Raw genomic sequence first — 10,593 nt, 5'->3', positions numbered from 1 at the left:
GCGAACGCGAGACCAGCAACGGACAGCATGCTCTTACGGAAGATCGTGTTCATGGGGGTAGCTCCTTCGGGGGTAGGAACACCACACGCCACCACCGGGGGGACGGTGACGCGGATGTGAGCACCTCGTCGGGCGCTGCAAAAAGCAGGGGAAAGTTTCGGGTCGGCACCCTGCGGGGCGAGGCCCTCGCGGTGCCGGGGCGGCGGCCGACGGGCGAGGGGGTCGCTCGTGGCGCCGGGACCGTGTGTAACGACCGCCGGTCCGGGGTCATTCCCGGGCCTTCAGCGGGACCTGGCAGCGGACCCGGGGGCGGGCCCACGGTCGGTCGGGGGTCTGCAACGACCCGACCCGGCCGCCCATTCCCCCACCGGTTGGGCGGGGCACGGTGGCCGTGGTCCTGCGATCGTCAGGGTATGTAACGACCCCCGGCCCGCCACGATTCCGGCCCAGGGATGCACCCGGTCACACCCCATCGGGCCTCGCAACCGGACAGCACGCCCCAGACCAACCGCCCCCGAGCGCCGGAGCGAGCCGCCCGGTGACGATCCACCCGGAATGTCCGATACCGGATGGTGCGAGCGATCGGGACATCCCGGCCTCCCCGATCTGGCTTGATCTTTAGGAAGGGAATGCAGAGGTAGCGCAGGACAGCAAGGAGACGGCGGCTGTAGCCAGTTGCGTGGGCGAGGCCGAGCTTGTCGAAGATGGCGTTGACGTGCTCGTCCACGGCGCTCTGCGACACGTGCGACCGCTGGGCGACACCGGCGTTGGTGAGCCCGTGGGCCATCTCGTGCAGGACGTCCCGTTCGCGCGGGGTGAGTCGGCCGAACGGGTCGGGTGGCTCCGATCCGGCCGCCACCTGGCTAACCACCTCCGGGTTGAGCGCGGGGCCCCGGGCGGCGACCCGGTCGAGGCGTCGAGGGAGTCATCCACCTGGGCGACCGATTCCTTCGGGACGGTCCGCGCGCAGCCGGGCGGCGTAGCGCTGGTGTCCCCACCTGAGACGTCTGGCAAGGCGGCGGGCTAGCGCTCGTCCGAGGCCCAGGAGCCGCCCCGGTAGAGGGTGCCCCGACCGCCCGGATCCGGCATCCCCGACGGTGGCGCACCATCCCGAGAAGGACCCGAGTCCGACCAGGGACGGTCGGCCGACTCGGGGTTTCGCGCGGCGCGGCGGGCCCGCAGCACCCGGGAGCCGACGAACCAGGCGACGGCCGCGACGCACGCGACGATCACGACGTTCTGGAGTGTGCCGACGTAGCCCTCGACGAGGTGCCAGTTGTCGCCGAGCAGGTATCCGGCGAGCACGAAGGTGGTGTTCCAGATCAGGCTGCCCAGCGTCGTGTAGAGCAGGAAGATCCGCACCGGCATCCGCTCCACCCCGGCCGGGATGGAGATCAGGCTCCGGAAGATCGGGATCATCCGGCCGAAGAACACCGCCTTCACGCCGTGCCGGAGAAACCACGCCTCGGTCCGGTCCACGTCGCTGAGCTTCACCAGCGGCAGTCGGGCGACGATGGCGCGCATCCGCTCCCGGCCCAGGGACGCGCCGATCAGGTAGAGCGCCAGCGCGCCCAGCACCGAGCCCAGCGTGGTCCAGAAGATCGCGCCGAGCAGGCTCATCCGCCCCTGCGCGGCCACGAAGCCGGCCAGCGGCAGGATGACCTCGCTGGGGATCGGCGGGAACAGGTTCTCCAGCGCCACCGCCAGACCGGCGCCCGGCCCGCCGAGCCGTTCCACCAGATCGCTGACGTAGCCGACGATTCCGCCCTCGGGCGGTTCGGCCGCGGCGGCGGGGGTTCCGGTGGCGAGCACGGCGTGCGACGTTCGAATCATGTCTCCACGCTACGAACCGATCCTGAGAATCGACCATGAGGCGGACCATCCGACCCCGCGGGTCGCTCCCACCGGCGGGCGTGCGGAAAACCGCACCCCGTTGCGGCTCGCGGTGGCGCAGCCGCCGTGCGTACCCCTGGATGTCGCACAGAACGCGCGGGCGCACGCCGACGCGGTCCGCGCGGCGCGCGCCCGGGTGGTGGTCTTCCCGGAGCTGTCACTGACGGGGTACGAGTTGCAGGGCCCGGTCGCGTCGGTGGACGACCCCCGGTTGGCGCCGCTGGTCGACGCGTGCGCCGAGGCGGGCACGCTGGCGCTGGCCGGTGCACCGGTGGCCGGTGACCACATCGGGGTGCTGGCGGTGACCGGCGACGGGGTGACCGTGGCGTACCGGAAGATGTGGCTCGGCGGCGCGGAGGCGCAGCGCTTCCGGCCGGGCGACACACCAAGGGTGCTCGATGTGGACGGGTGGCGGATCGGGCTGGCGGTCTGCAAGGACACCGGCGTCGCCGCGCACGCGCAGCGCACGGCCGCGCTCGGCATTGACGTGTACGCGGCGGGGGTGCTGGAGTTGGCGCGCGACGCCGGCGTTCCGGACGAGCGGGCCCAGCGGATCGCCACGACACACCGGGTCTGGGTGGCGGTGGCGAGCTTCGCCGGGTCCACCGGCGGCGGCTACACCGAGGCGGCGGGACGGTCGGCCATCTGGACACCGCGGGGTGAGGTGACCGCCCGGGTGGGCACGGCACCGGGCGAGTGGACCGTTACGACCCTCCACTGAGGGTGCCGCCGGAGTCGACGACCGGCCCGAGGGCCCCCGACGAGGGACCGGTTGTCGTACCGCTGCGGCAGGATCGGGGCCATGAGTGCGATCCCCTCTCGGCTGTCCGTGGTCACTCTGGGCGTACGCGACATGGGTTCGCTGCGGTCGTTCTACCGCTCCCTGGGCTGGCCGGAGCTGTCGGCGAGCGACGACGGCTGGTCGGCGTTCCTGCTCGGTGGCGTTCTGCTCGCGCTCTATCCGCTGCCGGATCTGGCCGCCGAGGCGGCACCCGGCGTCGCCGGTCCGGCCGGCGGCTGGTCCGGCGTGACCCTCGCCTGCAACGTCGATGACCGCGCCGAGGTCGACACGGCCTTCGCGGCGGCCGTCGCGATGGGGGCGACGGTGGTGGCGGAGCCGACCGACCGCCCGTGGGGTGGCCGCTCGGCCTACATCGCCGACCCGGAGGGCAACCGCTGGGAGATCGCCTGGGCGGGCACCGCCGTCTTCGACGAACGCGGTGCCCTCGTCTCCTTCGGCTCGTGAGTGCCGAAGTTGCTCACAGGTGACCGCCCTTGAGATGCTTCGGTCCATGACCATCTTCCCGCCGACGTTCGCCGAAGATGTCGTGAATCAGCCGGCCCAGGCACAGGTCGAGGCGTTCATCGACGAACACCGCGGAGCGCTCAACGGCGCCCTGGACGGGCTGACCGAGGAGCAGGCGCGTCGCTCTTTGGTGCCATCGCGGACGACGCTGCTGGGTCTGGTGAAGCACGCGACCTTCGTCGAGAAGGTCTGGTTCGACGAGGCCGTCACGTGCCGGTCGCGCGCCGAGATCGGGATCCCGGCGACGCCGGACGAGTCGTTCATCCTCGATGACGGCGACACGATCGCCGCCGTCCAGCAGGCCCACCGCGAGGCGTGCGAGGCGTCGCGCCGCGCGACGGCGTCACTGGGTCTGGACGACCTGCTGCGCGGCAACCGGCGCGGTCCGCTGCCGCTGAACTGGGTGTACCTGCACGTGCTGCGCGAGCTGGCTCAGCACTGCGGGCACGCGGAGATCCTGCGCGAGCAGATCCTCAGCGAGTAAGGCGCCGGCGCGGCGTTACTGGATCACGCTCTGGCCGACCGGGGCGGTGTCACCGAAGCGGCGCAGGGTCCAGCGGGCCGGCGGCCAGCCGCCGGTGTCCTGGTCGGTGACCCACTCGGTGATTGAGGCCGGCGGCACGTCCAGGTCGAACGCCCGGAAGATCGGCTGCGCGGCGAGCGCGTGGAAGGCGCCCTCGACGGTCTCGCTGTGGCCGACCAGGACCACGGTGCCGCCCCGGTGCCGGTGCGCGATCTCCATGATGGCGCGACTGACGCGCACCACCAGTTCGGCCCAGCTCTCGTTGCCGTCCTCGAACGGCCGGAACACTCCCCCACCGGGCACCGCGTGTTCGGTGCGGAAGCGGGTGACCGGCAGCCCGTCCGCGTACGGCGGGGTGTGCCAGGTGCACAGGCCGCAGTCGGCCAGCGGGCGGACGCCGAACGCCGCGGCGATGGGCTGCGCGGTCTCGACGGTGCGGCGCAGCACGGACGAGTAGACCGCCAGCGGCCCCTCGACGGCGTAGTCGTCGACGAGCCGCTGGGCCAGCCGGTGTGCCTGGTCGTGGCCGAGCGGCGTCAGCCCGCGGCATCCGTGCGGGCCGCCCACGATCCCATCGACCTGGTGGACCGACTCGCCGTGCCGCACGAAGATCAGCCGTGTTCGCATCGGCCCATCATGCCAGCGACGTACGCGGATGGATCAGCCGTCCGTACGAGATGACGGCCGTCAGCCGGCGTCCAGCACCTCGCGCAGCCGTGCGGCGAACTCTTCGGGCTTGCCCGCATAGCCGAACTCGCCTCCGAGGAAGCCGCCGTGGTGACTCGGGAACACCACGGCCTCCTGGCCGAGCAGCGCCGCCGTGCCGAGGGCCGTACGGTCGGTGTACGTGCCCGCCGACTCCTCGCCGACCGCGATCACGATCCGGGTCGGGGACGCCGTGAGCACGCTCGCGTCGGGTTGGTAGTCGGTGATCGCCCACGAGCTCTTCGACAGCAGCGGATCGTCGCGGCTGCCGTCGTCGTCGGTCGGCATGCCGACCATCGCGGGGTCGGGCGCGGGCTGGGCGAAGTAGGCGTCGGTGAACTCGCCCTGCCACGACGTCATCGCGATGAACGCGGCCATGCCTGCGCCGAATCCCTTCGCCTGGTACGCCTCGTAGAAGGCGGCCTGAGCGCGCTCGGCTGCCGTGACGTCCGGGAGCACCGCGTTGATCGGCGGCTCGTGGGCCACCAGCGTGACGACGTCGCCGGGATGGGCCGCGACGAGTTCGAGTGCGGTCACCGCACCGCCGCTGCTGGCGAACACGTCCACCGGGCCGGCGTCGAGCGCCTCGATGAGCAGGTGCAGGTCGGCCGCCTGCTGCTGTGGCGTGTGGTCGGACCGGCCGTCGGTGCGGACGCTGCGGCCGAGGCCGCGCGGGTCGTAGGTCACGACGGTGCGGTCGGTGAAGTGCGCGGCGAGCGCGTCGAAGCCCTCCGCTGTCATCGGCTGGCCGATCATGAGCAGCGCGGGACGCCCGCCGCCCGGGGGTAGGGGGCCGCGGACGTCGTAGACCAGCTCGACGCCGGGCACGGCGAGGGTGTGCGTCTGCTTCGTCGTCATGCCGGTGAGACTACGACAGATGCCCTCAGTCGGCGGTGCGCCCGGCGGGCAGCCCGCGGGCCTGATTGAGCAGTTCGTCGAGGTGTGTGCCCGTCTGCCGCGGCAGCCGGCCACGGTCCACCAGCTCGGCGATGGTGTTTCGCAGGTCGGCGATGCGCCGCTCGCGGTCCTTGGACCGTCGGTTCACGTCGGCGAGGTCGTCGCGAAGGTCCTGGGCGGTCTTGCGGTCGACATCTCCGCGGGCCACCGCCGCGGCGAGCACGTCGGTGAACTCGTCGCTGACCTGGCGGAAGCTGACCGGCACCTGCTGACCGACGGTCGAGGGCGCGGCGCTGGCGGTCGGCGGCGACGGAGACGCCGATGCCGGCGGCCTCGGTGCCTGCGTACTGGGCGCGGGTGTCGGGGCGGAGGTCGACGGCGGGGCCGCGACCTGCCCGGACCCGGTTGTGTCGGGTGCGCCGAGGCCCTGGGTGAGCAGCGCGCCGAGGCCGACCAGCACGGCGAGACCGGCCGTGACGAGGAGGGCCAGGGGTCGGCGCGATCGGCGGCGGGCCGGCACGGCCGCGACCGGCACGGGACGCGCGGCCGAGCGGTCGATCAGGGTCGGCGGGTGGGCCGCCGAGGCGGGCGCCACGATGCGCAGCAGCTCGGTGGGGGGCTCGACCGGTTGACCGGCGCCGAACCGGCGGGCCAACTGCGCGGCGCTCGGCCGGCGGGCCGGGTCGGCGGCGAGGCAGGCGAGGGTCAGCTCGGCGATGTCGGCGGGCAGGCCGTCCACCCGCAGCGGCGGCACCGGTGTGCCCCGCCGGTGCACCTCGAGGGCGTCCTCCCAGCTCTGGACGGGCAGGGGCGCCTGGCCGGTGAGCGTGCGGTAGAGCAGCGCGCCGAGGGCGTACACGTCGCTGGCCGGGTCGGGCGGACCGGCGGCGAGGCGCTCGGGGGCGAAGTACGCGGGTGTGCCCATCAGCGGCTCGCCAGACTGGCTGTCGAGCCCGCCGAGCGCGGCGATGCCGAAGTCGAGGACCTTGGCGCCGGTGTCGGTGAGCATGACGTTGCCCGGCTTGACGTCGCGGTGCACCACGCCGATGCGGTGCGCGGCGGCCAGCGCGGCGGCGATGTGCCCGGCCACGCGGACCGCCTCCGGCCAGGGCAGGGGGCCGTTGCGCAGCCGGTCGGCCAGGTTGTGGCCCTCGACCAGCTCCATCACCAGGTACGGGACGACGACGCCGCCGGTCAGGGTCGCCTCGGCGTAGTCGTACACCTGGGTGACGTGTGGGTGGGTGAGCCGGGCGGCCGCGCGGGCCTCGCGCTGGATGGTGGCCCGCAGTTGCGGGTCGGCGGCGAGCTGCCCGGCGAGCACCTTGATCGCGACGGGCCGGCCGAGCACCTCGTCGTCGGCCCGCCACACTTCGGACATGCCACCGAGCCCGATCCGCTCGTGCAGGACGTAGCGGTCGTGGAGGCGGAGGGTGGGCGTGAAGGGTGACATGGCTTCACCAGTCTGCCTGGCGAGTGCCCCTTCGACCACTCTGCGTGTCCGGCCCGGCACCGCTCGTCCCATGCGTGCCCAAATGGGTCAGGAGCAGCGGGTCACCGTCGGCATCGGTCGGGGCTGGATCCGGTCGGCGAGCCGGCGCAGGGCGACGGCGGTCACCTGTCGGGTCGGGGCGAGCAGCGCCCGGCGGGGTCGCTCGGCCTGGACCGGGGCGTCCGGTCGGGCCGAGTTGACGTGTCGGTTCATCGCGTCGAGAGCGGTGACGTAGCCGGTCGGGAATTCCATGGTCAACTCCTCGGGACAGGTCCGGTGGAGGCCCGGACGACGAGTGCGGTGGGCAGCAGCACCTGACCGGCTGCGGCGTCCGCGGGTGGGTCGAGCAGCAGTTCGGCGGCGATCCGGCCCTTCTCCTCGGCGGGTTGCCGGACGGTGGTGAGGCCGGCCGACGCGGCCTCGGGAATGTCGTCGAAGCCGGTCACCGAGACCGGCGGGTTGGTGCCGCCCGGTCGCTGGGCCAGCGCGTCGAGCACACCGAGGGCGAGGACGTCGGAGCCGGCCAGCACGGCGGTCGGCGGTGCCGGCCCGTCGAACAGCCCGGCGACGGCGGCGGCCGCGGCCTGGCGGCTGTTGCCCAGGGCGTTGACCAGCGTCAGCTCCGCCCAGCCGACGCCGACCTCGGCGAACGCGTCGGCGAAGCCGGCAAGCCGGCCGCGGGTGGTCGGGTGCCACGCCTCGTGCACCCCGGACAGGGTGACGGGGCCGGCCGGCGCGTCGGGCAGCACAGCGTCGGCGAGCAGGGCCACCCGGCGGTGACCGAGGCCGGCCACGTGCGCGGCGACGCTGCGAGCCGCGGCCCGCTCGTCGATGCCGACGAACCGCTCGTCCGCGCCGGCGTCGTCGTGCGACGCCGTGCTGACGTAAGGCAGCCCGCGCGCCCGGATCACGTCCAACGCCCACTCCTCGTCGGCGACGCAGTAGACGCAGAAGCCGTCGACGGCGGCGTTCTCCACCGCCCGGCGGGCGTCGGTCTGCGCCGGTGGGAGCGGCACCAGCAGCATGCTGGTGCCGTGTCGCTCGGCGGCGCCGCTCACCCCGGTGAGGAAGCGGATCGCGAAGGGGTCGGTGAAGGCGTACGACAGCTGCGACGTGAACAGGACCCCGATCGAGCCGACGAAGCCGCGGCGCAGGGAGCGGGCGGTGGGATTGGGCCCCGGGTAGCCGAGCTGGCGCGCGGCGGCGAGGATCCGCTCACGCAGTGCCGTGGAGAGCTGGTCGGGGCGACTGTAGGCATTGGACACGGTGCTGCGGGAGACGCCGACGGCGTCCGCCACGGCTTGCAGTGTTGGCTTCACCCGGCACCTCTCTGTATCGATTCAGACTGGATCGATACAGAGACTAACCCGACGGGTTGGCGACGGTCAATACGAACCTGTGAAACCTCAGTGCGGCCCCGGCCGGGTCGTCACTGCGGGTACATCTCCTCCAGCAGCCGGCCCAGGATCTCCGGCGTACGCTCCGGCGGCTCGGCCTCGACGCACAGCCGCTCCATGGCCACGGCGTAATAGTCGAGGTCCTCGCGCTTGTCGAGGTAGATGGCGCTGGTGAGCTGTTCGATGTAGACGATGTCGGGCAGCTCCTGGTCGCCGAAGCGCAGGATGGTGAAGGCGCCACCGGCCGCCGCGTGGCCCCCGGCGGCGAACGGGATGACCTGGAGCCGGATGGTGGGCGACTTGGTGGCCTCAATGAGCGCGACGAGCTGCTCACGCATCACCTCGGCACCGCCGATCGGACGGCGCAGCGCCGCCTCGTCCACGACGGCCCAGAGCTGCGGCGGGTTGTCCCGGTGCAGTAGTTGCTGGCGCTGCATCCGCAACTCCACGCGGCGATCGATCTCGGCGGCGCCGGCCCCGCCGTGCCCGAGCAGCACGACCGCGCGAGCGTACTCCCGGGTCTGCAACAGGCCGGGGACGAACTGCACCTCGTAGCTGCGGATCAGCGCGGCCGCCGCCTCCAGGCCCAGGTACGACTGGAACCAGCTGGGCAGCACGTCCCCGTAGCGGTGCCACCAGCCGGGGCTGTTGGCGTCCCGGGCGAGCTTCAGCAGTGCCGCGCGCTCGCCCTCGTCGCTGACGCCGTACAGGGTGAGCAGGTCGGACACGTCGCGCTCCTTGAAGCCGACCCGCCCCAGCTCCATCCGACTGATCTTCGACTCGGAGGAGCGGATCTCCCACCCGGCGCCCTCCCGGGTCACCCCGCTGGACTCCCGCAGGCGGCGCAGTTGGGCGCCGAGCAGCATGCGCAGCACGGTCGGCCCGGTTGTCGGGCCGCCCTCGGCGGGAACCATCGTCACGTGCGGACCTCCGGATACCGACCACGCGGTCGGGCACCCAGCCCGGCCGACGTGTAAGCATGCCATGGACCGACAGTGAGGTGAACTCCTCCGGACCGGCTATTCAGTCCCGTCCCCGGGACGGCCTTCGACGACCGGTCAGTTGATCAGGTGATCGAAGTCGCCGTCGCGTGCGCCGAGCACGAACGCGGCGATCTCGTCCACTGTGTAGATCAGCGCGGGTCCCTCCGGATGGCGCGAGTTGCGAACGGCGATGCCGGCTCCCCCGGGCAGTTCGGCGAGTTCGACGCAGTTGCCGCTCGGGTTGCTGCGGCGGCTCTTCTGCCAGCTCAGCGGGGGCAACTGAGTAATCGGAACGCCATTGGGTGGCTGTTGCATGAGAGGCGTCTTTCTGCTCACGAGCCCGCCGGTGCCCGTGGGAGGAGCGGTGACGGCGAGGGTGCGGTATCGACAGTGGACGGTTATGCACGTGCATCTGCTATTGCATCTGCACCGGACGGCGAGCATGATAACGCACGTGATCGGTGCTTATCCGTTCACTTTGCGTTACCCCGACTGGGGCAACCACCAGGGAAAACTGCCCGACGCGGCACCGCGCCGCGAGACCGAAGGCTGGAGGCGGTCGCGGCGATGGGAGGTCTCGTGCCGGATCCGATGAGCGTCGCCTCCGGCATCTGTGCGGCGGGAGCATTGCTCTCCTCCTGGCAAATGCGCCGACGGGCCCTGCGGGCCGAGGCCGAGATCGGGCACCTCCAGGCCGAGTTGGCCGCCGAACGGCACGCCGCCAGCCACGACCCGCTCACCGGGCTGCCCAACCGACGCGCCTTCTACCGCCTCGCGGCCGCGCTGCTCACCAACGCCGACGGCCAGCCGCTGATCGCCATCGTGCTCGACCTCGACGACTTCAAGCAGATCAACGACCGGTACGGGCACGCCGCCGGCGACCAGGTGCTGATCAGCGTGGCCGAACGGTTGGCCGGTTTCGCCGGGGACAACCTCGTCGCCCGCCTCGGCGGCGACGAGTTCGCGGGCCTGCTCGCCAGCCCGACAGTCGACCGGCGCTGGATCGAGCACGCCACCCGACGCCTCAGCGAGACCGTCGCCGCGCCCATCCGGCTCAGTGGGTGCAGCGTCCGGGTCACCGCCTCGGTCGGGCTCGCCCCGGTGACCGGTCCGGCCCAGCTCACCGACGCGCTCAGCCGCGCCGACGCGGCCATGTACCAGGCGAAGAGCCTCGCCGGCCCGCGGTCGCCCCGCCAACTCGTCGACAGCGTCCGCCTCGCGGAGGGGTGACCGGTCAGGTGGCGGGTCCGCCTCAGGTGGCGGGTCCGCCTCAGGTGGCGGGTCCGCCTCAGGTGGCGGGGCCGCCTCAGGTGGCGGGGCCGCCTCAGGTGGCGGGGCCGCCTCAGGTGGCGGGGCCGCCTCAGGTGGCGGGGCCGCCTCAGGTGGCGGGGCCGCCGAAC

13 protein-coding genes are annotated in these 10,593 nt (G+C 72.7%); 4 read left to right on the top strand and 9 right to left on the bottom strand.

The annotated features are described in order from the left end of the window. Positions 1–406: 406 nt before the first annotated feature. On the bottom strand, positions 407–859 hold the full coding sequence (locus ACFYPR_RS31550) for a response regulator transcription factor (protein WP_387264221.1): 453 nt from the start codon (positions 857–859) through the stop codon (positions 407–409). Positions 860–1,023: 164 nt separating this feature from the next. Beyond that, a complete protein-coding gene (locus ACFYPR_RS31545) occupies positions 1,024–1,833 on the bottom strand; it encodes a DedA family protein (protein WP_354859979.1) in 810 nt (269 codons plus the stop codon). Between the two features lie 100 nt (positions 1,834–1,933). Between ACFYPR_RS31545 and ACFYPR_RS31540 the strand changes: the two genes are divergently transcribed. The 3 genes from ACFYPR_RS31540 to ACFYPR_RS31530 all read left to right on the top strand — a co-directional run bounded on the left by ACFYPR_RS31540 (position 1,934) and on the right by ACFYPR_RS31530 (position 3,683). Then, positions 1,934–2,614: a carbon-nitrogen hydrolase family protein gene (locus ACFYPR_RS31540; protein WP_355067485.1), complete on the top strand. Its 681-nt coding sequence runs from the start codon at positions 1,934–1,936 to the stop codon at positions 2,612–2,614. Between the two features lie 81 nt (positions 2,615–2,695). After that, positions 2,696–3,139: a VOC family protein gene (locus ACFYPR_RS31535; RefSeq protein WP_354859981.1), complete on the top strand. Its 444-nt coding sequence runs from the start codon at positions 2,696–2,698 to the stop codon at positions 3,137–3,139. A gap of 46 nt (positions 3,140–3,185) precedes the next feature. Continuing rightward, positions 3,186–3,683, top strand: a complete 498-nt coding sequence (locus ACFYPR_RS31530) for a DinB family protein (RefSeq protein WP_355067378.1) — start codon at positions 3,186–3,188, stop codon at positions 3,681–3,683. Positions 3,684–3,698: 15 nt separating this feature from the next. Here ACFYPR_RS31530 and ACFYPR_RS31525 read toward each other — a convergent pair whose 3' ends face one another. From ACFYPR_RS31525 to ACFYPR_RS31495, 7 genes are all read right to left on the bottom strand, one after another. Further along, positions 3,699–4,349 carry a histidine phosphatase family protein gene (locus tag ACFYPR_RS31525; protein ID WP_354859985.1) on the bottom strand — a complete coding sequence of 217 codons (651 nt, stop codon included), beginning with the start codon at positions 4,347–4,349 and terminating at the stop codon, positions 3,699–3,701. Between the two features lie 60 nt (positions 4,350–4,409). Beyond that, positions 4,410–5,285 carry an alpha/beta hydrolase gene (locus tag ACFYPR_RS31520; RefSeq protein ID WP_355067379.1) on the bottom strand — a complete coding sequence of 292 codons (876 nt, stop codon included), beginning with the start codon at positions 5,283–5,285 and terminating at the stop codon, positions 4,410–4,412. A 25-nt stretch (positions 5,286–5,310) separates the two neighbouring features. Continuing rightward, the gene (locus ACFYPR_RS31515) at positions 5,311–6,774 is read right to left on the bottom strand and encodes a serine/threonine-protein kinase (protein WP_355067381.1); all 1,464 of its coding nucleotides are present in this window, start codon (positions 6,772–6,774) and stop codon (positions 5,311–5,313) included. Between the two features lie 87 nt (positions 6,775–6,861). Beyond that, positions 6,862–7,065 carry a hypothetical protein gene (locus ACFYPR_RS31510; RefSeq protein ID WP_354859992.1) on the bottom strand — a complete coding sequence of 68 codons (204 nt, stop codon included), beginning with the start codon at positions 7,063–7,065 and terminating at the stop codon, positions 6,862–6,864. 2 nt (positions 7,066–7,067) lie between these two features. Continuing rightward, the gene (locus ACFYPR_RS31505) at positions 7,068–8,111 is read right to left on the bottom strand and encodes a LacI family DNA-binding transcriptional regulator (RefSeq protein WP_354859995.1); all 1,044 of its coding nucleotides are present in this window, start codon (positions 8,109–8,111) and stop codon (positions 7,068–7,070) included. Positions 8,112–8,242: 131 nt separating this feature from the next. Next, a complete protein-coding gene (locus tag ACFYPR_RS31500) occupies positions 8,243–9,130 on the bottom strand; it encodes a helix-turn-helix transcriptional regulator (RefSeq protein WP_354860002.1) in 888 nt (295 codons plus the stop codon). A gap of 138 nt (positions 9,131–9,268) precedes the next feature. Then, positions 9,269–9,508 (bottom strand): DUF397 domain-containing protein, encoded by a 240-nt coding sequence (locus ACFYPR_RS31495; RefSeq protein ID WP_234588179.1) that lies wholly within the window; start codon positions 9,506–9,508, stop codon positions 9,269–9,271. Positions 9,509–9,772: 264 nt separating this feature from the next. On the opposite strand from ACFYPR_RS31495, the gene ACFYPR_RS31490 reads away from it, so the two are divergent. Continuing rightward, positions 9,773–10,423 carry a GGDEF domain-containing protein gene (locus tag ACFYPR_RS31490; RefSeq protein ID WP_354860005.1) on the top strand — a complete coding sequence of 217 codons (651 nt, stop codon included), beginning with the start codon at positions 9,773–9,775 and terminating at the stop codon, positions 10,421–10,423. The last annotated feature ends 170 nt before the right edge of the window (positions 10,424–10,593 follow it).

The sequence above is a fragment of the Micromonospora sp. NPDC005254 genome, from assembly GCF_042872525.1.
Taxonomy (GTDB): Bacteria; Actinomycetota; Actinomycetes; order Mycobacteriales; family Micromonosporaceae; genus Micromonospora.
This window is presented reverse-complemented; position numbering and strand designations above follow the sequence as displayed.